At 63.6% G+C, this 22,039-nt stretch carries 19 protein-coding genes and 1 pseudogene; 13 read left to right on the plus strand and 7 right to left on the minus strand.

What is annotated here, in order from left to right; translation table 11 throughout:
- The first annotated feature begins 134 nt into the window (after positions 1-134).
- Both glmU and glmS read left to right on the plus strand, forming a co-directional pair.
- Positions 135-1,501, plus strand: a pseudogene (gene glmU, locus EJ071_RS22760) (bifunctional UDP-N-acetylglucosamine diphosphorylase/glucosamine-1-phosphate N-acetyltransferase GlmU).
- Between the two features lie 229 nt (positions 1,502-1,730).
- Entirely contained in the window at positions 1,731-3,554 is a 1,824-nt protein-coding gene (gene glmS / locus EJ071_RS22765) for a glutamine--fructose-6-phosphate transaminase (isomerizing) (RefSeq protein ID WP_126099881.1), read from the plus strand.
- Positions 3,555-3,675: 121 nt separating this feature from the next.
- On the opposite strand, the gene EJ071_RS22770 is transcribed toward glmS, so the two are convergent.
- A complete protein-coding gene (locus tag EJ071_RS22770; protein ID WP_126099882.1) occupies positions 3,676-3,963 on the minus strand; it encodes a GIY-YIG nuclease family protein in 288 nt (95 codons plus the stop codon).
- A gap of 243 nt (positions 3,964-4,206) precedes the next feature.
- Here EJ071_RS22770 and EJ071_RS22775 point away from each other — a divergent pair, with 243 nt between their 5' ends.
- Together EJ071_RS22775 and EJ071_RS22780 are read left to right on the plus strand one after the other, a co-directional pair.
- Complete coding sequence (locus EJ071_RS22775; RefSeq protein ID WP_126099883.1) at positions 4,207-4,506, plus strand: HigA family addiction module antitoxin; 300 nt, start codon at positions 4,207-4,209, stop codon at positions 4,504-4,506.
- An 83-nt stretch (positions 4,507-4,589) separates the two neighbouring features.
- Positions 4,590-5,348, plus strand: a complete 759-nt coding sequence (locus EJ071_RS22780; protein WP_126099884.1) for a DUF502 domain-containing protein — start codon at positions 4,590-4,592, stop codon at positions 5,346-5,348.
- Here the strand turns inward: EJ071_RS22780 and recG are convergent.
- The gene (gene recG, locus EJ071_RS22785) at positions 5,300-7,408 is read right to left on the minus strand and encodes an ATP-dependent DNA helicase RecG (protein ID WP_126099885.1); all 2,109 of its coding nucleotides are present in this window, start codon (positions 7,406-7,408) and stop codon (positions 5,300-5,302) included. The two genes, EJ071_RS22780 and recG, sit on opposite strands and share 49 nt — an antisense overlap.
- Positions 7,409-7,501: 93 nt before the next feature.
- Here recG and EJ071_RS22790 point away from each other — a divergent pair, with 93 nt between their 5' ends.
- The 4 genes from EJ071_RS22790 (at position 7,502) to EJ071_RS22805 (ending at position 14,000) form a co-directional block, all read left to right on the plus strand.
- Complete coding sequence (locus EJ071_RS22790) at positions 7,502-7,789, plus strand: succinate dehydrogenase assembly factor 2 (RefSeq protein ID WP_126099886.1); 288 nt, start codon at positions 7,502-7,504, stop codon at positions 7,787-7,789.
- A gap of 13 nt (positions 7,790-7,802) precedes the next feature.
- Positions 7,803-11,300 (plus strand): transcription-repair coupling factor, encoded by a 3,498-nt coding sequence (gene mfd, locus EJ071_RS22795; RefSeq protein WP_126099887.1) that lies wholly within the window; start codon positions 7,803-7,805, stop codon positions 11,298-11,300.
- Between the two features lie 327 nt (positions 11,301-11,627).
- Positions 11,628-13,001: a 3-deoxy-7-phosphoheptulonate synthase class II gene (locus EJ071_RS22800; RefSeq protein ID WP_126099888.1), complete on the plus strand. Its 1,374-nt coding sequence runs from the start codon at positions 11,628-11,630 to the stop codon at positions 12,999-13,001.
- A gap of 294 nt (positions 13,002-13,295) precedes the next feature.
- Entirely contained in the window at positions 13,296-14,000 is a 705-nt protein-coding gene (locus tag EJ071_RS22805; RefSeq protein ID WP_126099889.1) for a hypothetical protein, read from the plus strand.
- Here EJ071_RS22805 and EJ071_RS22810 read toward each other — a convergent pair.
- The 3 genes from EJ071_RS22810 to EJ071_RS22820 all read right to left on the minus strand — a co-directional run bounded on the left by EJ071_RS22810 (position 13,997) and on the right by EJ071_RS22820 (position 16,261).
- Positions 13,997-14,764, minus strand: coding sequence for an RES family NAD+ phosphorylase (locus EJ071_RS22810; RefSeq protein ID WP_126099890.1), 768 nt, complete (start codon positions 14,762-14,764; stop codon positions 13,997-13,999). The genes EJ071_RS22805 and EJ071_RS22810 overlap by 4 nt on opposite strands.
- Complete coding sequence (locus EJ071_RS22815; RefSeq protein ID WP_126099891.1) at positions 14,724-15,101, minus strand: antitoxin Xre/MbcA/ParS toxin-binding domain-containing protein; 378 nt, start codon at positions 15,099-15,101, stop codon at positions 14,724-14,726. The genes EJ071_RS22810 and EJ071_RS22815 overlap by 41 nt, the downstream gene beginning before the upstream one ends.
- Before the next feature lie 89 nt (positions 15,102-15,190).
- Positions 15,191-16,261, minus strand: a complete 1,071-nt coding sequence (locus EJ071_RS22820) for a GGDEF domain-containing protein (RefSeq protein ID WP_126099892.1) — start codon at positions 16,259-16,261, stop codon at positions 15,191-15,193.
- Positions 16,262-16,581: 320 nt separating this feature from the next.
- On the opposite strand from EJ071_RS22820, the gene EJ071_RS22825 reads away from it, so the two are divergent.
- Together EJ071_RS22825 and EJ071_RS22830 are read left to right on the plus strand one after the other, a co-directional pair.
- Positions 16,582-17,001 carry a GFA family protein gene (locus EJ071_RS22825; RefSeq protein ID WP_126099893.1) on the plus strand — a complete coding sequence of 140 codons (420 nt, stop codon included), beginning with the start codon at positions 16,582-16,584 and terminating at the stop codon, positions 16,999-17,001.
- A gap of 78 nt (positions 17,002-17,079) precedes the next feature.
- Entirely contained in the window at positions 17,080-17,439 is a 360-nt protein-coding gene (locus tag EJ071_RS22830; RefSeq protein ID WP_126099894.1) for a diacylglycerol kinase, read from the plus strand.
- Between the two features lie 20 nt (positions 17,440-17,459).
- Here EJ071_RS22830 and EJ071_RS22835 read toward each other — a convergent pair whose 3' ends face one another.
- Together EJ071_RS22835 and EJ071_RS22840 are read right to left on the minus strand one after the other, a co-directional pair.
- Positions 17,460-18,068 carry a DedA family protein gene (locus EJ071_RS22835; RefSeq protein WP_126099895.1) on the minus strand — a complete coding sequence of 203 codons (609 nt, stop codon included), beginning with the start codon at positions 18,066-18,068 and terminating at the stop codon, positions 17,460-17,462.
- Complete coding sequence (locus EJ071_RS22840) at positions 18,068-18,628, minus strand: DUF1003 domain-containing protein (protein WP_126099896.1); 561 nt, start codon at positions 18,626-18,628, stop codon at positions 18,068-18,070. The genes EJ071_RS22835 and EJ071_RS22840 overlap by 1 nt, the downstream gene beginning before the upstream one ends.
- A gap of 145 nt (positions 18,629-18,773) precedes the next feature.
- Here EJ071_RS22840 and EJ071_RS22845 point away from each other — a divergent pair, with 145 nt between their 5' ends.
- The 3 genes from EJ071_RS22845 to EJ071_RS22855 all read left to right on the plus strand — a co-directional run bounded on the left by EJ071_RS22845 (position 18,774) and on the right by EJ071_RS22855 (position 21,743).
- Entirely contained in the window at positions 18,774-19,493 is a 720-nt protein-coding gene (locus EJ071_RS22845; RefSeq protein ID WP_126099897.1) for a DNA-3-methyladenine glycosylase I, read from the plus strand.
- A gap of 103 nt (positions 19,494-19,596) precedes the next feature.
- The gene (locus tag EJ071_RS22850) at positions 19,597-21,309 is read left to right on the plus strand and encodes an NAD+ synthase (RefSeq protein ID WP_126099898.1); all 1,713 of its coding nucleotides are present in this window, start codon (positions 19,597-19,599) and stop codon (positions 21,307-21,309) included.
- An 11-nt stretch (positions 21,310-21,320) separates the two neighbouring features.
- Positions 21,321-21,743: a GNAT family N-acetyltransferase gene (locus EJ071_RS22855; RefSeq protein ID WP_126099899.1), complete on the plus strand. Its 423-nt coding sequence runs from the start codon at positions 21,321-21,323 to the stop codon at positions 21,741-21,743.
- Positions 21,744-22,039: the final 296 nt, after the last annotated feature.

Here is a 22,039-nt window from a genome sequence, read left to right on the forward strand (position 1 = left end):
GTTGCCCTCAGAGACCCGCTGATTAAGAGTCAGCTGCTCTTCCATCTCACCGGAATTTAACCGCATTGGTGCAGCATGCCGCCAGATGCTAAGCGTTTTCCATTCCTGATCCAATTTCATACGGTTGCCGATCCATGAGCCAGAGATCCTGCCTGTCCGTCATCCTCGCCGCCGGCGAAGGCACGCGCATGAAAGTGCCATGCCCAAGGTGCTGCACGCCATCGCCGGCCTGCCGATGGTGGCGCATGTGGTGAAGGCGGCCGAGGCTGCCGGGGCGACGGGTTTGGCCCTGGTGATCGGTCATGGCGCCGACGAGATGAGAAAGGCGGCACAGAAATTCGCGCCGAAGGCCGAGACCTTCGTGCAGGACAAGCGGCTCGGCACCGCACATGCCGTTCTTGCCGCCCGTGAAGCTATATCAAAGGGTTATGACGACATTCTCGTCATGTTCGGCGACACGCCTCTGATCGACGCGGCGGCATTGGCCGCCGCGCGGCAGAAACTGGCGGAGGGCACGGCCGTTGCGGTGATCGGCTTCCGCCCGCCCAATCCGACCGGCTATGGCCGACTGATCGAAAAAGGCGGCCGGCTGGTCGCCATCCGTGAGGAGAAGGACTGCTCCGAGGCGGAGAAGAAGATCGGCTTCTGCAATGCCGGGATGATGGCGGTGGCCGGCAAGCATGCGCTTCGATTGCTCGACAAGGTCGGCAACAGCAATGCCAAGGGCGAGTTCTACCTCACCGACATCGTCGAGATCGCGGGGGCGGAAGGCCTCGATGTCGTCGCCACGGAGGCCAGTTTCGAGAGCGCGCTCGGCATCAACAACCGGGCCGAGTTGGCCGAGGCGGAAGGCATCTGGCAGGCGCGCCGGCGGCGCGAGGCGATGCTTTCCGGCGCGACGCTGATCGCGCCCGAAACGGTCTATTTCTCACACGACACCGAAATCGGCGCCGACACGATCGTCGAGCCGAATGTCTGGTTCGGTCCTGGCGTCAAGATCGCCTCGGGCGCCAGGATACACGCCTTCAGTCATGTCGAAGGGGCGACGATCGCTTCGAATTGCGACGTCGGGCCGTTCGCGCGGCTGCGGCCGGGCGCCGATCTCAAGCAGAGGGCGAAAGTGGGCAATTTCTGTGAGGTCAAGCAGGCGACGGTCGAGGAGGGCGCCAAGGTCAATCACCTGACCTATATCGGCGACGCGCGTGTCGGCGCCGGGGCCAATATCGGTGCCGGCACCATCACCTGCAATTATGACGGCTACTCGAAATTCTTCACCGACATCGGCGAGGGCGCCTTTGTCGGCTCGAACTCCTCGCTGGTGGCGCCGCTCACGATCGGCAAGGGCGGCTACATCGCCTCGGGCAGCGTGATCACCGAAAGCGTGCCCGACGATGCGCTGGCCTTCGGCCGCGCCCGCCAGAAGACGCTGCCCGGCAAAGGCAAGGAATTGCGCGAGCGCTTCGCCTCGGCCGCCGCGGTGCGGAAGAAGGCGGCAGTGTGACAAGTAAAGGCGGTTTCCGTGCTGACGCGACCGGTGCCGATGAACAATCGGGGACCTGCGCTGCGAAAAACCAAAGCAATTGCGGTAACCGGATTGCAAGCGCGCCCTGTCATGGTGCATCGGTGCAAAACCGTTCCGGCTGACACGGAACGAAACGCAAAGTGACTTTCGCGGCAATCCGGCAATCCCTAGATAGCGCTGGGTTTCCGCAGGGAATAGGGGGCAGCGCATGTGCGGTATCGTTGGAATTGTCGGCCATTCGCAGGTCGCGCCGCTCATCGTCGATGCGCTGAAGCGGCTGGAATATCGCGGTTATGACTCGGCCGGCGTCGCCACCATCGAGAAGGGCGCGCTCGGCCGCCGCCGCGCCGAAGGCAAACTGATCAATCTGGAACGCCGGCTGAAGGAAGAGCCGCTCGACGGCACGATCGGCATCGGCCACACGCGCTGGGCAACACATGGCGTGCCGAACGAGACCAACGCGCATCCGCATTTTTCCGAGGGCGTTGCCATCGTCCACAACGGCATCATCGAGAATTTTGCCGAGCTGCGCGACGAGCTTGTCCGTGACGGCTATACCTTCTCCTCGCAGACCGACACCGAGGTCGTCGCCCATCTGGTGGCGCGGGAGCTCGCCAAGGGGCTGCAGCCGGTCCAGGCGGCGCATCAGGCGCTGAAGCGGCTCTCCGGCGCCTTTGCGCTGGCCATCATGTTCAAGGGCGACGAGGATCTGATCGTCGGCGCCCGCAACGGTCCGCCTTTGGCCGTCGGCCATGGCGACGGCGAAATGTTCCTCGGCTCCGACGCCATCGCGCTGGCGCCCTTCACCAACGCGGTTACCTATCTGGAAGACGGCGACTGGGCGGAAGTGCGCCGCAACAGCGTCACCATCTACGACATCGACGGCAATAAGGTCGACCGCAAGCGGCAGCAGTCGCTGTCGACCAGCTTCATGGTCGACAAGGGCAACCGCCGCCATTTCATGGAAAAGGAAATCCATGAGCAGCCGGAGGTGATCTCGCACACGCTGGCGCATTACGTGGATTTCGTCTCCGGCGTGTCGAAGCCGCTCGAACTGCCGTTCGACTTCGCCAGGATCGGCCGGCTGGCGCTCTCGGCCTGCGGCACCGCCTATCTCGCCGGGCTGATCAGCAAATACTGGTTCGAGCGCTATGCACGGCTGCCGGTCGACATCGACGTCGCCTCCGAATTCCGCTACCGCGAGATGCCGCTTTCAGCGAACGATGCGGCCTTCTTCATCTCGCAGTCGGGCGAGACCGCCGACACGCTGGCTTCGCTGCGCTACTGCCGCCAGGCCGGTATGAAGATCGGCGCCGTCGTCAATGTGCGCGAATCGACCATGGCGCGCGAATCCGACGTCGTGCTGCCGACGCTGGCCGGGCCGGAGATCGGCGTCGCCTCGACCAAGGCTTTTACTTGCCAGCTGTCGGTTCTCGCTGCTCTTGCCGTGCGCGCCGGCGTGGCGCGCGGCACGATCTCGCGCGATGAGGAGCGGCAGCTGGTGCGCGAGCTTTCCGAGGCGCCGCGCTTCGCCACCCAGGTGCTGAAGCTCGACGAGCAGATCGAACGCATCTCGCGCGAGCTCTCCCGCTACAAGGACGTGCTCTATCTCGGCCGGGACACCAATTTCCCTTTAGCCATGGAAGGGGCGCTGAAGCTCAAGGAAATCTCCTACATCCATGCCGAGGGCTATGCCGGCGGCGAGCTGAAGCACGGGCCGATCGCGCTGATCGACGAGAACATGCCGGTGATCGTGATCGCGCCGCATGACCGCATCTTCGAAAAGACGGTGTCGAACATGCAGGAAGTGGCGGCGCGCGGCGGCAAGATCATCCTTATCACCGACGGCAAGGGGGCGGCGCAGGCGGGCATCAAGACGATGGAGACGATCATCCTGCCCGACGTGCCGGAGATCATCTCGCCGATCATCTACGCGCTGCCGATCCAGATGCTCGCCTATTTCACCGCCGTGTTCATGGGCACCGACGTCGACCAGCCGCGCAATCTGGCGAAATCGGTGACGGTGGAGTAGGTTCTCGGCGCTGCGGCCCCTTCTTTCGTCATCCACGGGCGGAGCAGGAGCGTAGCTCCTGCGCAGACCCGAGGATCCATTCCGTGACGTTGGAGCGATCAAAGCATCGCAGAATTAGGCGCTACCAGCCGGTGCCGCGAAAAAGCTCGAACCACTCCGGATTGGTCCTTTCGACTAATTCGATTTTCCACTGGCGCGGCCAGCGTTTCAGCGATTTTTCGCGCTGGATGGCATCGCGGATGTCGAAATATTCCTCGTACCAGACCAGACGCTGCACGCCGTAGCGCCCGGTAAAGCGCGAGCCTTCGCCGGACCTGTGCTCCGGCATCCGACGGCCAAGATCGTTCGTGACACCAGTGTAGATGGTGCCGCGCTTCTTGCTTGCTGTCATATAGACATATCCCGTCATGCATGAAGAATAACGGATGGTTGATCAGGTGACTATTCTGAGATGTTGTATCCTTCGGCAGACGTCACGGAATGGATCCTCGGGTCTGCGCAGGAGCTGCGCTCCTGCTTCGCCCGTGGATGACGAAAGGAAGGATGTCTCGGCTAATCCCAACGGAAGCAGCTTCCGTTTGGCTTTGTATCATAGCATGATACACGTCGTGGGGAAGGGCACCCACCCCTAACCCATTGAGGATACTGAGCTATGGTCAAGTTCGCACGCCCTATCCACCCCGGGGAATTCCTACGCGAGGAGTATCTGGTGCCGCTAAGCATGAGTGCCGGCGCACTTGCGAAGAAACTTAATCTCCCGCGGACCCGCATCGAACGAATCGTGAAGGAGGAGGTCGGCTTGACTCCGGATACCGCCCTTCGCCTTGCCAGGTTCTTCAACACCACGCCCGAGTTCTGGATGAACTTCCAGAAGGCCTACGAACTCGAGACCGAGGCGAGAAAGATCGCGGCGGAACTTGAGAAGATCGTGCCGATGGATGCGGCGGCTTAGCGGGCATCTTTAAAAACTTCGCAGTTCCAAACCGGCTCGCGGTTCACTAATCTCAGCGTCGCAACCTGCGCCGCGGTGATCCCATGTCCGACGCCCTGAAGACCTCTGGCATGACCCGGCTCAGGAACTACTTCCTGACCGGCTTCGTCGTCTGCGCGCCGCTGGCGATCACCGCCTATATCGCCTGGTCCCTCATCGGCTGGGTCGATTCCTGGGTGAAGCCTTATATTCCCGCTCGCTACAATCCCGACACCTATCTGCCATTCCCGGTGCCCGGCTTCGGACTTATCGTGGCGCTGGTGCTGATCACGCTGATCGGCTTCCTGACGGCGAACATCGTCGGCCGCGCCATCGTCAATTTCGGCGAGCGGCTGCTCGGCCGCATGCCGCTGGTGCGCGGCATCTACGGTTCGCTGAAGCAGATTTTCGAGACGGTGCTGTCGAATAAGGGCGACCTGTTCCGCCAGGTCGGCCTGGTCGAATACCCGCGAAAAGGGGTTTGGTCGCTGGTCTTCGTCGCCAGCGAGAAGGAAACCGAGATCAACCAGAAGCTCGACCAGGAAGGCGATCCGCTGATCGCGGTGTTCATGCCGTGCACGCCGAACCCGACCACCGGCTTCCTGATGTATGTGCTGAAATCCGAGATCGTGCCGCTCGACATGACCATCGAGGATGGCGCCAAGCTGATCGTCTCGGCCGGCATGGTGGCGCCGGAGGTCAAGACCAAGCTGGTGACGCTGAACGGCGAACGGATAGAGGGCCCGCTTGCCAACCCACCACTCGGCGCCGGGCCTCAGCCGGCGCGCAGCAAGCGCACTGCTTCATCGCGTCCGAACAGGTAAAGCAGCAGCCGGAGCGCCTCGCCACGTTCGGACTGCAGTTCCGGATCGCGCGACAAGATCAGGCGGGCATCGTCGCGCGCGGCTTCGAGCAGGTCGGCGTGGAACTCGATGCGCGCCACCTGGAAGCCGGGTGTGCCGGACTGGCGGGTGCCAAGCAGCTCGCCTTCGCCGCGCAGCTTCAGGTCCTCCTCGGCGATACGAAAGCCGTCCTCGGTCTCGCGCATCACCGAAAGCCGGCGCTTCGCCGTCTCGCCGAGCGGGTCCTTGTAGAGCAGCACGCAGGATGACGGCTTGTCGCCGCGCCCAACCCGGCCGCGCAGCTGATGCAGTTGCGCCAGGCCGAAGCGCTCAGCATGCTCGATGACCATGATCGTAGCGTCCGGCACGTCGACACCGACCTCGATCACGGTGGTCGCGATCAGGATGCGCGTCTCGCCTTGCTTGAAGGCGCGCATCGCCTCATCCTTCTCGGCGCCCTTCATGCGGCCGTGCACGAGGCCGATCCGGTCGCCGAAAAGCGGCTTCAGCGACGCAAAACGGTCCTCCGCCGACATCAGCTTGATCTCTTCGGATTCCTCGACCAGCGGGCAGATCCAATAAATCTTCTGGCCTTCGGCGACGGCGTCAACCATGCGCCCGACCAATTCGTCCAGCCGCTCCATCGGCAAGGTGACGGTGCGGATCGGCTGGCGGCCGGCGGGTTTTTCGGTGAGCTTCGAGACATCCATGTCGCCGAAAGCGGTGAGCACCAGCGTGCGCGGAATGGGCGTCGCCGTCATCACCAGCATGTCGGGCGCATCGCCCTTGGCGGTGATGGCGAGGCGCTGGTGGACGCCGAAGCGGTGCTGCTCGTCGACCACGGCAAGCACGAGGTCGTGGAACGTCACCGTTTCCTGGAACAGCGCGTGGGTGCCGACGACGATGTCGGTGGCGCCGCTGGCGAGTCCCTCCAGCGTCTCCGTGCGCTCGCGGCCCTTCTCGCGCCCGGTCAGGACCGCCGTGCGCAGCCCGGCGTCTTCCGCGAGCGGCGCGATTGTCGCCAGATGCTGGCGCGCCAGGATCTCGGTCGGCGCCATCAGGGCCGCCTGACCGCCTGCCTCCACCGCGCGTCCCATGGCGAGCAGGGCGACCACCGTCTTGCCGGAGCCGACATCGCCCTGCAGCAGGCGCAGCATGCGTTCGGGATCGGCGAGGTCGGCATTGATTTCGCCGAGCGCGAATTCCTGGCTGGGGGTAAGCTTGTAGGGCAGGGCAGCGCGCAGCTTTTCGACGATGCGGCCGTCGCCGACCAGCGGCCGGCCCGAAAGGCGGCGGATTTTGGCCCGCACCAGCGCCAGCGATACCTGGCCGGCCAGGAACTCGTCATAGGCAAGGCGACGCCAGGCCGAACCCTCGACGGCGACGTCGATCGGGTCGGCTGGGTTATGGATGCGGGTGAGCGCATCGCCGAAGGCGGGAAAGGTGTGCCGGCGCATGAAGGCGTCGTCCTGCCATTCCGGCAGTTCCGGCAGGCGGCCGAGCGATTGCCCGATGGCGCGGCGCAGCACCTTGGCCGACAGGCCGGCGGTGAGCGGATAGACCGGCTCGACCAGCGGCAGACCCTCGGCCTCGTCGATCGGCGCGATATGGTCGGGATGGACCATGGTCGGGCGGCCGTTGAACCACTCCATGCGGCCGGAGATCACGACACGTTCGCCTTCCGGCAGCATCTTCTGCAGATACGCGGCATGGGCATGGAAGAAGGTCAGCGCGATCTCGCCGGTGTCGTCATGGGCGTAGACGCGGTAGGGCACCGACTTGTTGCGCGGGGGCGGCGGCTGATGACGGTCGACACGTACCTCGAGCGTGACGATCTGGCCTTCGGCCGAAAGCGCGATGCCAGGCCGGTTGCGGCGGTCGATCACCGTGTTGGGTAAGACGAACAATAGGTCGGCGGCGCGTGCGGGACGGTCGCCGAGGTCGGCGGGCACGACCCGTTCGATCATGGTCCCGACTTTCGGGCCGATGCCGGCAAGCGAGGTTATCGGGACAAACAAGGGATCGAGGATGGAAGGACGCATGTTGTCAGCTTATGTCGCGACGGCCGCAGCGCAAAGGCTGACACCGGTCGCTATCCACGCTATATGCGCCGCTTCGAACAGGGATGCGGCGCGATGACCGGAACACAGCGATCAAGCGAGGGGCTGGACGCCCGCCGCCGCAAGCTCCTGTTCCGCTCCTGGCATCGCGGCATGCGCGAGATGGACCTGATCCTGGGTTCCTTCGCCGATGCCGAGATCGGCGCCTTGACCGGCGACGAAATCGACCAATATGAAAAGCTCCTCGAAATCCCCGACACTGAATTCCTGCCGATGGTCACCGGCGAACGTCCGGTTCCGCCCGATATCGATTGCACGGTGCTGCAAAAGATCCTGGCGTCGCGCCGGACCATGACATTTTGAAAAACGCATATCGATGAGCCTCATTCCTTCCATCGGCCTGCCCAAGGGCCGCGCCGGCCAGTTCATCGTCGACGGCGTCGCCGACGGCTACGAAGCTTTCGCACTGGTGCGGACCGCGCACGAGATCGCGCCCGACAAGCCGGTGCTGTTCGTCGCGCGCGACGGCCAGCGGCTGCCGGCGATCATCGAGGCGCTGGCCTTTGCGGCACCCGGCCTGCCGGTGCTCGAACTGCCGGCCTGGGACTGCCTGCCTTACGACCGTGTTTCGCCGGGCGCGGATGCCGCAGCGCGGCGGCTCGATGCGCTTTCCGCCATCATTGCGCTCGCCAGGAAGCCGCATCGCGCCGTGATCCTCACAACGGCGAATGCGCTCCTGCAGCGCATTCCGCCGGCCGCGTTGATCGAAGCGCAGACTTTCCATGCCAAGCCCGGCAACCAGATCGACATGAACGTGCTGATCGCGCGGCTGGAGAATTCCGGTTTCGAGCGCGTGCCGACCGTGCGCGACGTTGGCGAATTCGCGGTGCGCGGCGGCATCCTCGATCTGTTCGCGCCCGGCTGGAGCGAGGCGCTGAGGCTCGACTTTTTCGGCGACACGCTGGAATCGATCCGTGTCTTCGACGTCGCGACCCAGCGAACCACCGGGCAGCGCAAGTCGATGGCGCTGCAGGCGATGAGCGAAGTGGCGCTGATGCCGGAGACGATCAGCCGCTTCCGCCGCTCCTATATCGAGGCCTTCGGCGCGCCGTCGCGCGACGATGCGCTCTATGCCGCGGTCAGCGAAGGCCGGCGTTTTGCCGGCATGGAGCATTGGCTGCCCTTCTTCTACGAGCGGCTGGAAACCGTCTTCGACTACCTGCCGGATGCGCCTGTCGTCTTTGATCACTTGGCGCATGAGGCGCTGGCCGAGCGCCATACGCTGATCCTCGACCACTATGAGGCGCGCCGCAAGCAGGCCGACGCCGCGCTCAAGGACGCGGTGCCCTACAAGCCGGTGGCGCCGGACCTGCTCTATCTGTCGCCGGAGAACCTCAGGGCTTCGCTTGGCCCGCGCGAGGACATCGACTTCACCGTCTTCGATGCGCCGGATGTCGGAGCCAAGAAGGTCTTTCATGCCGGCTCACGGCATGGCCGCAGCTTCGCCGAGGAGCGCGCCGACCCGAACACCAACGTCTTCGACGTGGTGGTGAAGCATATTGCCGACGAGCGTGCAGCGCGCCGCCGGGTTATCGTCGCCGGCTGGACCGAAGGCTCGCTCGACCGTCTTGGTCAGATCCTCGCCGAACACCATCTCGGCAACCTCAAGCCCGTCGCCACGCTTGCCGAGGTTGAAAAGCTGGAGACGGGGCAGGCGGGGCTTGCCGTGCTGCCGCTCGAATCCGGCTTCGAGACCGACAAGCTGCTCGTCGTCGCCGAGCAGGACATCCTTGGCGACAGGCTGATCCGCCGCGCGAAGCGCAAGAAGCGCGCGTCCGACTTCATCGCCGAGGCTTCGTCGCTGTCGTCGGGCGACATTGTCGTCCATACCGATCACGGTATCGGGCGATTTATCGGCCTGCGCACCATCGAAGCGGTGGGCGCGCCGCATGATTGCCTGGAAATCCACTATGCCGGCGACGACCGGCTGTTCCTGCCGGTGGAAAACATCGAGCTTCTGTCGCGCTATGGCTCGGATTCGGCCGAGGCCCCACTCGACAAGCTCGGCGGCGGCGCCTGGCAGGCGCGCAAGGCGCGGCTGAAGCGACGCCTGCTCGACATGGCCGGACAGTTGATCCGCATCGCCGCCGAGCGGCAGATGCGCGCGGCGCCCGCCATGATCCCGGCCGAAGGCCTCTATGGCGAGTTCGCGGCACGCTTTCCTTACGAGGAAACCGACGACCAGCAGACGGCGATCGATTCCGTGATGGACGATCTTGGCGCTGGCAAGCCGATGGACCGGCTGGTCTGCGGCGACGTCGGTTTCGGGAAGACGGAAGTGGCGCTGCGCGCCGCCTTCATCGCGGCCCTGGAAGGGTTCCAGGTCGCGGTCGTCGTGCCGACGACGCTGTTGTCGCGGCAGCACTTCAAGACCTTCTCGCAGCGCTTCTCCGGCCTGCCGATCCGCATCGCGCAGGCCTCGCGCCTGGTCGGTTCCAAGGAACTGGCCGAAACCAAGAAGGGTGTCGCCGAAGGCACGGTCGACGTCGTCGTCGGCACCCATGCGTTGCTCGGGTCTTCGATTTCGTTCAAGAATCTCGGCCTGCTGATCATCGACGAGGAGCAGCATTTCGGCGTCAAGCACAAGGAGCGGCTGAAGGAGCTGAAGAACGACGTGCATGTGCTGACGCTGTCGGCGACGCCGATCCCGCGCACGCTGCAGCTGGCGCTGACCGGCGTGCGCGAACTGTCGCTGATCGCCACGCCGCCGGTCGACCGCATGGCGGTGCGCACCTTCATCTCGCCCTTCGATACGCTGGTCATCCGCGAGACGCTGCTGCGCGAACGCTATCGCGGCGGCCACTCCTTCTATGTGGTGCCGCGCATCAGCGATCTTTCGGAAATCCATGATTTCCTGAGAGAATCCGTGCCGGAGCTGAAGGTGGCGGTCGCCCATGGCCAGATGCCGGCCGGCGAGCTCGACGACATCATGAACGCTTTCTACGACGGCCAGTACGACGTGCTTCTGTCGACGACCATCGTCGAATCCGGCCTCGACATCCCGACGGCGAACACACTGATCATCCACCGCGCCGATATGTTCGGCCTGGCGCAGCTCTATCAGCTGCGCGGTCGTGTGGGCCGCTCCAAGGTGCGCGCCTATGCGCTGTTCACGCTGCCGGCCAACCGCAAGCTCACCGACACCGCCGAGCGGCGGCTGAAGGTGCTGCAGTCGCTCGACACGCTCGGCGCCGGCTTCCAGCTTGCCAGCCACGATCTCGACATCCGGGGCGCCGGCAATCTGCTGGGCGAAGAGCAGTCCGGCCACATCAAGGAGGTCGGTTTCGAGCTTTACCAGCAGATGCTGGAAGAGGCTGTGGCCGAGGTGAAGGATTCGGGCGAAGTGCAGGATGGCGGCTGGTCGCCGCAGATCGCCGTTGGCACCGCCGTGATGATCCCGGAAAGCTATGTGCCCGATTTGCAGCTCAGGATGGCGCTCTATCGCCGCCTCGGCGATCTCGAAACCACCGAGGAGATCGATGGCTTCGGCGCCGAGCTGATCGACCGGTTCGGGCCGCTGCCGGAAGAGGTGACGCATCTTCTGAAGATCGTCTTCATCAAGGCGCTCTGCCGCAGGGCCAATGTCGAGAAGCTCGACGCCGGCCCCAAGGGAGTGGTCATCCATTTCCGCAAGCGCGAATTCCCCAATCCGGTCGGGCTGGTCAAGTTCATCGGCGAGCAGGGCTCATTGGCCAAGATCAGGGCCGACCACAGCGTCGTCTTCATCCGCGACTGGCCGAACGCGGAGAAACGCCTGGCCGGCTCCGCGGTTGTGATGACGCAGTTGGCGCGGCTGGTCGACAAAGCCGCCTAAGGCAGGTCGATATTCAGGTGAGGCCGGCCTGCAAATGGCGATTTCCTGCGCGTCCGGTGCTCACGTACTTTCAAGTACGCTCCGCTCCGGTTCTCGGAAACCACCATTTTCGGCTCGGCCTGACCTGAATCTCGACCTACCTCGGGTGGCCAAGGCATTCGCCACTGCTGAAATTCCCGGCTAGAATAGGAAATCGGCTTCGTGTAAGGAGCCGCGATCCTGGGTACAGGGCAGATTTTGCAGGCGAGGGCGCCTGCTTGTTATTGACGCTATTCCGGACGGGAAACCGTTTCCTGGGATTGCTCTGAAAGGGCGTTGGGTGCAGCGATGACGAAATGGTCGCCGAATTCGTGGAGAGCAAAGCCGATCAAGCAGGTTCCGGCCTACCCGGACCTTGCGGCGCTGCGGGCCACGGAAGCGCGGCTCGCCACCTATCCGCCGCTGGTTTTTGCCGGTGAGGCGCGCAAGCTGAAGAAGCAACTGGCGGCGGTCGCCGCCGGCGAAGCCTTCCTGCTCCAGGGCGGCGACTGCGCCGAAAGCTTTGCCGAGCATGGCGCCGACAACATCCGCGACTTCTTCCGCGTCTTCCTGCAGATGTCGGTGGTGCTCACCTTCGCCGGCGCACAGCCGGTGGTGAAGGTCGGCCGCGTCGCCGGCCAGTTCGCCAAGCCGCGCTCCTCCGACAACGAGACCAAGGCCGGCGTGACGCTGCCGAGCTATCGCGGCGACATCATCAACGGCATCGAATTCGATGCTTCCTCGCGCATCCCGGATCCGGCGCGGCAGGAGATGGCGTACCGCCAGTCGGCGGCGACGCTCAATCTTCTGCGCGCCTTCGCGCAGGGCGGCTATGCCAGCCTGGAAAACGTGCATCGCTGGATGCTGGGCTTCGTCGCCGACAGCCCGCAGGGCGAGAAATACGAGTCGCTGGCCAACCGCATCACCGAGACGATGGATTTCATGCGCGCGGTCGGCATAACGTCGGAAACCAATTTCGCGCTGCGCGAGACCGATTTCTACACCAGCCACGAGGCGCTGCTGCTGGGCTACGAGGAGGCGCTGACGCGCGTCGACTCGACCTCCGGCGACTGGTACGCGACCTCCGGCCACATGATCTGGGTCGGCGACCGTACCCGCCAGCCCGACCATGCGCATATCGAATATTGCCGCGGCATCAAGAACCCGCTCGGCCTGAAATGCGGCCCGTCGCTGACGCCGGACGGCCTGCTCGAACTGATCGACCTGCTCAATCCCGAGAACGAGCCCGGCCGGCTGACGCTGATCGCGCGCTTCGGCTCCGACAAGGTCGCCGAGCATCTCCCGAAGCTGGTGCGGGCGGTGAAGAAGGAGGGGCGAAACGTCGTATGGTCGTCCGACCCGATGCACGGCAACACGATCGAGGCGGCCGGCTACAAGACGCGGCCCTTCGACCGCATTCTCAAGGAAGTGCAGACCTTCTTCGAGGTTCACCGCGCCGAGGGCACGCATCCGGGCGGCATCCATGTCGAGATGACCGGCAAGAACGTCACCGAATGCACCGGCGGCGCCCGCGCCATCACGGCGGAAGACCTGCAGGACCGCTACCACACCCATTGCGATCCGCGCCTCAACGCCGACCAGGCGATCGAGCTGGCCTTCCTGGTCTCGGACCTTCTGAAGAAGAGCCATCCGGTCGAGCACAAGCAGGCCGCCAGCGCCTAAAGCAGGTCGCGCGAAAAAGGATCCACGCGACCCGCTTTAGGTTCTTGATTTTAAGCATGTCTTCGTCCCGAAACCGGGCCCACTTTCGGGAGACATGCTTTTAAGCCACTTGCTGGCGATCGAACCCGGGCGCTGGAGGAAATCCGGCGCTCTTTCGTTTGGGACCGGTCCCGCGAGGCGACGTCAGCCAAACCTTACGAAAATTTATAGTTACGCGACCATCGCGAGACCAAGATTAAGGTGGAGGTGTCGCCGCCGCGGCCGAGAGGCCGCGCGCAGGATTCAGGTTCCACCATGCGCCACCAGCACGCCATCATCCATCATCGCGCAATCGATTTCTGGTCGGCGCGCGCGGCGGTGCTCGTCGTCATCTGCCTGCAGCTTCTGGTCATCAACGACCTGTCGTTCGGTCCGCGCTGGCTTGCGCCTGCGATAGAGGCGGCGCTGCTCGTGCCTTTGTCGATCGCGACGGCTTGGACGCAAATGGCGACGCAGAACGCCGTCGACCACGAACATTGGTACGCGATCGGCCGGTTTCGCGTCTTCATTCGCCGCACCGCCTTGGTGATGACCGGCGTCATCAGCATCATGAATTGCGGCTCGCTGGTCTTTCTGGTCCAGAAGCTGCTCGAGGGCCATGCCGGCGCCGGCACGACGCTGCTCGTCGATGCGCTGAACATCTGGGTCACCAATGTCATCGTCTTCGCGCTATGGTTCTGGAGCACCGATCGCGGCGGCCCGCCGACCTGTGGCCTAGTCAAGCGCGCGCATGCCGATTTCCTGTTCCCGCAGATGACGCTGCCCGATCGCGAAACGCGGGACTGGCTGCCCGGCTTCGTCGACTACGTGTTCCTCGCCTTCACCAACGCGACGGCGTTCTCGCCGACCGACACCTTGCCGCTCAGCCAGCGCGCCAAGCTGCTGATGATGGCCGAGGCGATGATCTCGCTGCTGACAATCGCGCTGGTGGCGGCGCGCGCCGTCAACATTTTAGCTTAACGTGCGCGCTCCCAGCGCATGGTCGCCAGCCTTGGATCGGCAAAAGCGGTGCGCGAGAACTCGAGCCGCTTGTCCGGGAATTCGCAGATCGCCTGGACGCCGAGCGAGCCGATGCGAATGCGCCAGGTGTGAGGCTCCAACGGCTTGGCCTTGGCGAAACCCCTGCAGGTCAGCAGCGCGATGTTGGCGCCTTTCGGATCGCGCGCCGAGCGGTAGCGGATCGCCTGCATCTCGGCTTCGCGCGCGACGTCGGCGATGGCCTGGCAGGCGGCATAGTCGGTCGGATGCGTCCACGCCTTCTCGTCGCGGTCGAGCGGTGGCTGGGTGAGGTCGACAGCCTTCTCGCATTTGATCAAAGCGGCAAAGGCCGTGTATTCGGCCGCGTCGTTCGGCCATTGCGTCTGCGGCGATTCAGCGAAGAACAGCAGGCGGTAGAAGGCCATTTCCGTCACCGCCGTCAGCACCGTCTCGGCGGCGTAGTAGACGCCTTTCGTCTTGCCCGCGCGGCGAAAGCGCGAGCCGTACGGATAGATAGAACCGTAGCGGAAGGGCGTCGCGAGCAGATAATGAAGATGGCGGCATTCGAGCGGGATCTGCGGCTTGGTCTCCTCGATGAGGTCCTCCAGCAGGCCCTGCTCGTCGAGCGTGTCGACAAGCTTCAGCGTCGAGACGCGGTGTTGCGCCTCGACCATCCGCCAATACTTGCCTTCGAGCCTGACGGCCTCAGACGAGAGCGCGTCGGGAGTCCAGGTAGGCGATGACATCGACAAGTCCGGCAATGGTCAGGATCTTTTCGAGCGGCATGCCGTCGAGCGCCGTGTTCGGGTTCTTCAGCCATGCCCGGGCGACGGTCTCGTCGCCGCCGACGATGGCGTCGAGCGAGCGGAACAGCCGGACGAACAGCACCGCGAGCTCGAACGGCTTGGTGCCGCGCTCGAGCAGGAATTCCTGCTTGCGCATGCGCGAGACCGTCGCTTCCGAGACGCCGATGACCAGCGCCAGTGTTCTCGCGGTGATGTCGAGCAGGTCGGCCGCGCGCAGCGTGGCCTTGGTGATGACGGCATTCTCCGCCGCCGTCGCGGCAGCGACTGGACGTTGCATTTAGCGCACCCTTTTATTTCTGTGGAAAATATAGTCCACAAAAATTCATTTGGAAAGGGGCGGGTCTGAAGGATGGGTTCGCCCGTCGATCAGTCTTTCTTGTAGAGCAGCCAGCCCTTGCCGGCACGGCCGGCCATGGTGGAATGCCTGGTCACGCGGTTGCGGCCGTTGACCTTGGAGCGGTAGAGCGCGCGGTCGGCCTTGGTGTAGAGGTCTTCGGGGCTGTCGGCCTCGGAGGCCATGCAGATGCCCATCGAGACCGTCACCGTGCCGTAGTTCATCCCGGTCTGGCTGCTGGTGAACGGGGTCTGTTCGATCAGCACGCGGATGCGCTCGGCGATCTGGTAAGTGGCGTCCTCGCTGGCGCCTTCGACGATGAGCGCGAACTCCTCGCCGCCGGTACGGGCCACGAACATGTCGGCGCGGATGCTGGTTTGAAAGATCTCGGCGACGATCTGGATGATCCTGTCGCCGACCGGGTGGCCGTAACGGTCGTTGATGTCCTTGAAGCGATCGATGTCGGCAAGGATGAGCGCATTGAACAGGATACCGCGGTTGCTGTTGTAGATGCGGGTGATTTCCTTGTCGAAGGCGCGGCGATTCCAGATCTGGGTCAGCGGATCGGTATCGGCGAGCCGCTTGTATTCCTCGAGCTTCGACTTGACGCTTTCGAGCTCCGCAGTCTTTTCGCTGAGCGTGCTGGCGACCTGGCGGTTGTGGTCCAGCGTCGAGCTGGTGGCGGTCGACATGGCGCCGGCGATCTTCTGCAGCAGGTCTTGGGAAAGCAGGCTGCGATTGCTCAAGCCGCTCGACGTCTCGTCGAGGATGCGGCCGTATTTCTCGATATGGGTGCGCTCGCTGCGCAACAGCGCGGCGATGTCCTCGAGCTCCTTGGCGACCATCTCGCGGGCGTGCTCGACGATGGCAGGACCGTGGTGCTGCGGGAAGAAAGTGCGCCCGATGTGGTCGAGGTCCTCCTGCGTCGGCCGGTTGCTCAGCGAGACGACGGCAAGGCTGAGCTCGTGATTGCTGCCGCTCAGCGCCTCGTAGAAGATCTCGTAGTTGCGCGGCAGGCCGAGCACGCCAAGCTGGCGCATGGTCGCCACAACGGCGCTGGCGATGTCGCTATTCCTGTCGGTCGGGACGGCTGCCGGCTGCATAGTCTGTTCACTACCCTTCAGTGCGACCGGAGACCTGCCACCACCGGGAGTCGCCCACGCGGGGATTGAATCGGAATCGTGAATGCGAGGGCGTGTCCCCAACACGACCTTCGCTTGCAGGAATCATAGATGCAGTTGCGCTAAAGTTTCCTTAATGGCCTGCATTTCCTCATCCTCTCTGCTACCACAGGCTGTAATCCGGAGCGGACATGGCTTTTGAAACGTGGCTTTTCGGTGTCGCATTTGCCTGCGCCCGGCGACCGGAAAGCTGGAATTCTGTCCGGCAACGATCGAGACAAGCGATGTAAGAGGAGGCCGGGATGGATGGAAATCACAGTGGATCGTGCCTGTGCGGAGCGGTGCGCTTCAGGACGAGGGGCCCTTTGCGCGGCGTGGTCTATTGCCATTGCTCGCAATGCCGCAAGCAGACCGGCCATTTCGTTGCCGCGACTTCCTCGAAGGATGCCGACATCGACATAGAAGGAGCTGATGCGCTCACCTGGTACGGCGCTTCCGAAGTTGCGAAACGTGGCTTCTGCCGCAGTTGCGGCTCGGTGCTGTTCTGGAAGCACAACGAACTGGACACCATCTCGATCATGGCAGGTTCGTTCGACAGGCCGAGCGGTCTGTCGGCCGAGAGCCATATCTTTGTCGGCGACAAGGGAGATTACTACGCGATCGACGACGGATTGCCGCAATTCGAGAAGTCGACGCCATCGATAAAGGTCGCGGACGAATGATTTTTGCGGCGGCTGTCTTATTCCCTTGATCTGGACGTTGCGATATCCCCCTGACTGTGATTCGAAACGGGGCTGGGCATGCAGCGGCTGATCGACGCTTTTATCAATTCGGTGCGGGCCTTCCGCAGGCTGGCGGCCACCGAAACAGCATTTCAGCAGGAGCTGATGCTCCTGGCGCTCGCCCTGCCGGCCGGCTGGTTCATCTCGGTATCCTGGCGCGGCTATGCCTTGCTGATCGGCGCGGTTCTGCTCCTGATCGTGGTCGAGGTGATCAACACCGGCCTCGAGGCGGCGTGCGACGCCATCTCCCGCGAGTTCCATATCGACATACAGCTCGCCAAGGACTGCGGCTCGCTCGCCGTGCTGCTTTCGATTCTGATTGCCGCCGGTGTCTGGGTCATCGCTGTCATCGAGCGCATCGCAGGGGCGCCGATCTGATCATAGGCGCTGCCCTCTGATCAGCGATTTGCCTGACCATCGCTCGCGTCCTTGACGCGTTCCCTTCGGGCAAAGTGGCGGGCGACCAGCCAGGCAAGGATCGCCACCCCTAGACCAACGGCCAGCGCAATCAGCAGGCGCTCGTGACGGGCGAAGGCCTGGCCGACCATGCGTTCCGCGCCCAATCCGAAGACGTAGCCGACGGTGCCGAACAAGGCCGCCCAGACCGCCGATGAGATGGCGTTCAGGATGACAAAGCGCGGCACCGAAACGGTCGACAGCCCGGCGGCGATGCCGCCGACAAGGCGCATCCCGTAGACGTAGCGGTTGGTCAGCACAAAGATGTTGGGGTGGGTGTTGAGCAGCCGGTAGGCGCGCCGGAAACCGGGCCGCTTGCGCAGCCCGACGACATAGGGATGGTCGGCGAAGCTGCGGCCGAGAGTGAAGAAGAACGTGTCGCCGGCGAAGGCGCCGAGAAACGCGGCCAGGAAGGCCTGCCAGAGCACGAATATCTGCTGATGCGCGAAGAAGCCGCCAAGGATGGCGGCGCTTTCGCCCTCGGCGACGCAGCCCAGGAAGACCGCGACCAGCCCGTATTGCTCGATGAGACGGTGGATGGCTTCGGTCATCAGCTTGCCGGCCGCGCCGAGAGCTTCTCGTCGATGCGCCTGATCTGCTCGGCCATGCGCAGTATCTCGTGACGCATGCCGATGATCTCGCTGTGGCGCAGTTCGTCGAGCTTCTCATGCAGGGCCATGATCTCGATCTCCGCCTTCAGGTTGACCTCGTAGTCGTGTGCGGCGTCGATGCGGTCGCGTTCGGTCTGCCGGTTTTGCGACATCATGATCACCGGCGCCTGCAGGGCGGCGATCATGGAGAGCACGAGGTTGAGAAAGATGAACGGGTAGGGATCGAAGGCGTCGCGCATCAGCAGCCAGGCATTGCCGAAGGTCCACAGGATCAGAAAGGCGATGAAGCCGAGAATGAAGGACCATGAGCCGCCGACCCTGGCGATGGTGTCGGCGATGCGGTCGCCATAGGTCTGGTGAAAGGCGACGGCCTTGTTGGTGTCGCGGGTGACGGTTGTGCGATCGATAGCGCTTTGCAGCACCCGGCTCTCCAGGGCGCTAAGACCGTCAGGCTTCCGCTTCAGCCAGCGGTTCGCCAGATCCTCGACCGTCTTGTTCATCGTCCTCTCCATCGTCAGGCCCGCATTTTTCACGCAATTCCGGACGGAAAACCGCGGCGCACTTTTTCCTGGAATTGCTCATAGAGGTAGAGGCTGTCGGCCAGAACGGGAAGTGATAGATTGGTCGGAACAGGCGAGGGCAGAGATGGCCGATTTCCAGAAGATTCGTGCCCGGGCGGCAAAGCGCAAGGGTGGTGAAGAGGCGCTGGCGTCGCTGCTTGGACCGATGCCCGACAATCAGGCGGTGGCGAAAATCCCCGACGACCGCATCCTGTCCACCATGGCCGAGCGGATCTTTGCCGCCGGCTTCGTCTGGCGCGTCATCGAGCAGAAATGGCCGGGCTTCGAGGAGGCGTTCCTCGGCTTCGAGCCGAAGCGGCTCCTGTTCCAGCCGGACGATTTCTGGCACGAGCTGGCATCCGACAAGCGCATCGTGCGCAACCCGCAAAAGATCAAATCCATTCGGGACAATGCGGCCTTCGTCGACCGCGTCTCGAAGGAGCATGGCAGCTTCGGCAAGTTCCTCGCCGAATGGCCGGCCGACGATCAGGTCGGGCTCACCGCCTATCTCGGCAAGCACGGCAGCCGGCTCGGCGGCAACACTGGCCAGTATTTCCTGCGCTGGCTGGAGTGGGACACCTTCATCGTCTCATCCGACATGGCGGCCGCGTTGCGGGACGCCGGCCTCGATATCGCCGAAAGCCCGACCTCGAAGCGGGATCTCGACAAGATCCAGACCCAACTCAACAAATGGGCAGCCGAAACCGCGCTGCCGCGGCGGCACATCTCGCGCATCCTGGCGATGTCGATCGGCGAGAACCATTCGCCCGAGACGCTGCGCGAATATATGGGCGAGCAAGCCTGACCGCCTTCGGTTCTCGGCCGGAATCATGGCTTCGCCGATCATGGCCGAGGTGGCACAAGCAATCGCCATTGCCCGGCGAATTCCACCACGCTAAACCCAAGTCATGACCCAGACCGCTCCCGACATCCTGCGCATCGCCGTCGCTCAATTGAACCCGACTGTCGGGGATGTCGCCGGCAATCTCGCCAAGGCGCGCGAGGCGAGGGCGGATGCGGCCCGCCAGGGCGCCGAACTCGTGCTCTACACCGAGCTCTTCCTTGCCGGCTATCCGCCGGAAGACCTGGTGCTGAAGCCGGCCTTCCTGAAAGCTTGCGAAAAGGCGGCGCAAGATATCGCCAAGGACACGGCCGATGGCGGTCCGGGCGTCATCATCGGCACACCGCTCAAGCGCAAGTCGGGCACGCATAATTCGATCGTCTTCGCCGATGGCGGCAAGATCATCGCCGAGCGTTACAAGCTCGACCTGCCGAACTATGGCGAGTTCGACGAGAAGCGCGTCTTCCAGGCCGGGCCGGAACTGCAGGGACCGGTGAATTTCCGCGGCGTGCGCATCGGCATCCCGATCTGCGAGGACATTTGGGGCGACATCGCCGTCTGCGAGACGCTGGCCGAAAGCGGCGCAGAGATCCTCCTGGTGCCGAACGGCTCGCCCTACTATCGCGCCAAGATCGACGTCCGCCACCAGGTCGTCATCCGCCAGGTCATCGAAACCGGTTTGCCGATAATCTATGCCAACCAGCTTGGCGGCCAAGATGAGTTGATCTTCGACGGCGCCTCGTTTGCCATCGGCGCCGACAAGACGCTCGCCTTCCAGATGAGCCAGTTCGAGGACGCGGTCGCCGTCACCACCTGGAAGAGAAGCCGCGTCGCCGCAGGCGCGCAAAATGCAAATAATTCCGATCGCTGGGTCTGCTCGGAAGGGCCGATGTCGAAAATCCCCGACCGGGAAGAGGCCGACTACCGTGCCTGCATGCTCGGCCTGCGCGACTACGTCAACAAGAACGGCTTCAAGAACGTGGTGCTCGGCCTCTCCGGCGGCATCGACTCCGCTATCTGCGCCGCATTGGCCGTCGACGCGCTCGGCGAGGAGCGGCTGCGCACGGTCATGATGCCCTATCGGTACACGTCGAAGGACTCGCTGAAGGATGCCGAGGACTGCGCCCGGGCGCTCGGCTGCCGCTACGATATCGTGCCGATCTTCGAGCCGGTCGAAGGTTTCAGGCATGCACTCACTCAGCTTTTCGAAGGCACCCAGGAAGGCATCACCGAGGAGAACCTGCAGAGCCGGGCGCGCGGCACGATCCTGATGGCGATCTCCAACAAATTCGGCTCGATGGTGGTCACGACAGGCAACAAGAGCGAGATGTCGGTCGGCTACGCCACGCTCTATGGCGACATGAACGGCGGCTTCAATCCGATCAAGGACCTCTACAAGATGCAGGTCTACGCGCTCTCGCGATGGCGCAACAGCCATGTGCCGCCCGGCGCGCTCGGGCCATCGGGCGAGGTGATCCCGAAGAACATCATCGACAAGGCGCCGTCGGCGGAACTGCGCGAGAACCAGACCGACCAGGATTCGCTGCCGCCCTATCCGGTGTTGGACGACATCCTAGAATGCCTGGTCGAGAACGAGATGAGCGTCGACGATATCGTCGCGCGCGGCCATGACCGTGCAACGGTCAACCGTGTCGAGCATCTGCTCTACATCGCCGAGTACAAGCGCCGGCAGGCGGCACCCGGCGTGAAGATCACCAGGAAGAATTTCGGCCGCGACCGCCGCTACCCGATCTCCAACCGGTTTCGGGATCGCGGCTAGCGTATCTCAGTATGTCGGCCCAGCCCACGCCTGACGTTGAAATCAGCTTTGACCCGTCACGGATCGATTTCCGGGCGACCTCGGACCAGTTGATGGCGAGCTATTGGGGGAGCGCGCGCAGCGATGAGGCGCATCATCGGGCCTTCGCCAACTCACTTTGCGTCGGCGCCTATATCGATAGAAAGCAGGTCGGCTTCGCCCGCGCGATCACCGACTATACGGTCTTTGCCTACCTTGCCGACGTCATCATCTGGCCGGAGCATCGCGGACAAGGCATCGGCATTCGGCTCGTGCAGGCGCTCATCGACCATCCAGACCTGAAGACCGTGTCTCACTGGAGCCTCTCGACCAACGACGCCCACAGCCTCTATCAGAAGTTCGGGTTCGAGATCGACGGGCGCTATATGCGACTGGAACGCAATCCCGCAGCCTGAATTTGCAGGATCGCCACAACCCGCCGTTGTTGCAAAATAGTACCAGTGCTTGGACCAGATGTTGTTTTGGGGACAGCCTGCCTTGGCGAGGTAGTGGGCCACCTCTATAAGAGCCTCTTCGCGATTCCCGATCGGGAGGACCGTATGGCAGGATTTGACATCGTTATGCGAGGCCGCGAGGCCTAGGTCCCCGCCGCTCCGAAGCACTTTCGGAGCAAGGCAGGACTTAGGAGGGGCTTTCGCCGCTGCAGGTCGCCGCCTCGGGCGAGCGGCCAGCCATACTGAACCTCCGCATT

The sequence above is a fragment of the Mesorhizobium sp. M1B.F.Ca.ET.045.04.1.1 genome (genome assembly GCF_003952465.1).
Taxonomy (GTDB): domain Bacteria; phylum Pseudomonadota; class Alphaproteobacteria; order Rhizobiales; family Rhizobiaceae; genus Mesorhizobium; species Mesorhizobium shonense.

Bases quoted from the DNA above. Each gene is read 5' to 3' on its own strand.
- glmS (WP_126099881.1), top strand. From the start codon at position 1,731: ATGTGCGGTATCGTTGGAATTGTCGGCCATTCGCAGGTCGCGCCGCTC.
- EJ071_RS22770 (WP_126099882.1), bottom strand. From the start codon at position 3,963: ATGACGGGATATGTCTATATGACAGCAAGCAAGAAGCGCGGCACCATC.
- EJ071_RS22775 (WP_126099883.1), top strand. From the start codon at position 4,207: ATGGTCAAGTTCGCACGCCCTATCCACCCCGGGGAATTCCTACGCGAG.
- EJ071_RS22780 (WP_126099884.1), top strand. From the start codon at position 4,590: ATGTCCGACGCCCTGAAGACCTCTGGCATGACCCGGCTCAGGAACTAC.
- recG (WP_126099885.1), bottom strand. From the start codon at position 7,408: ATGCGTCCTTCCATCCTCGATCCCTTGTTTGTCCCGATAACCTCGCTT.
- EJ071_RS22790 (WP_126099886.1), top strand. From the start codon at position 7,502: ATGACCGGAACACAGCGATCAAGCGAGGGGCTGGACGCCCGCCGCCGC.
- mfd (WP_126099887.1), top strand. From the start codon at position 7,803: ATGAGCCTCATTCCTTCCATCGGCCTGCCCAAGGGCCGCGCCGGCCAG.
- EJ071_RS22800 (WP_126099888.1), top strand. From the start codon at position 11,628: ATGACGAAATGGTCGCCGAATTCGTGGAGAGCAAAGCCGATCAAGCAG.
- EJ071_RS22805 (WP_126099889.1), top strand. From the start codon at position 13,296: ATGCGCCACCAGCACGCCATCATCCATCATCGCGCAATCGATTTCTGG.
- EJ071_RS22810 (WP_126099890.1), bottom strand. From the start codon at position 14,764: ATGTCATCGCCTACCTGGACTCCCGACGCGCTCTCGTCTGAGGCCGTC.
- EJ071_RS22815 (WP_126099891.1), bottom strand. From the start codon at position 15,101: ATGCAACGTCCAGTCGCTGCCGCGACGGCGGCGGAGAATGCCGTCATC.
- EJ071_RS22820 (WP_126099892.1), bottom strand. From the start codon at position 16,261: ATGCAGCCGGCAGCCGTCCCGACCGACAGGAATAGCGACATCGCCAGC.
- EJ071_RS22825 (WP_126099893.1), top strand. From the start codon at position 16,582: ATGGATGGAAATCACAGTGGATCGTGCCTGTGCGGAGCGGTGCGCTTC.
- EJ071_RS22830 (WP_126099894.1), top strand. From the start codon at position 17,080: ATGCAGCGGCTGATCGACGCTTTTATCAATTCGGTGCGGGCCTTCCGC.
- EJ071_RS22835 (WP_126099895.1), bottom strand. From the start codon at position 18,068: ATGACCGAAGCCATCCACCGTCTCATCGAGCAATACGGGCTGGTCGCG.
- EJ071_RS22840 (WP_126099896.1), bottom strand. From the start codon at position 18,628: ATGAACAAGACGGTCGAGGATCTGGCGAACCGCTGGCTGAAGCGGAAG.
- EJ071_RS22845 (WP_126099897.1), top strand. From the start codon at position 18,774: ATGGCCGATTTCCAGAAGATTCGTGCCCGGGCGGCAAAGCGCAAGGGT.
- EJ071_RS22850 (WP_126099898.1), top strand. From the start codon at position 19,597: ATGACCCAGACCGCTCCCGACATCCTGCGCATCGCCGTCGCTCAATTG.
- EJ071_RS22855 (WP_126099899.1), top strand. From the start codon at position 21,321: ATGTCGGCCCAGCCCACGCCTGACGTTGAAATCAGCTTTGACCCGTCA.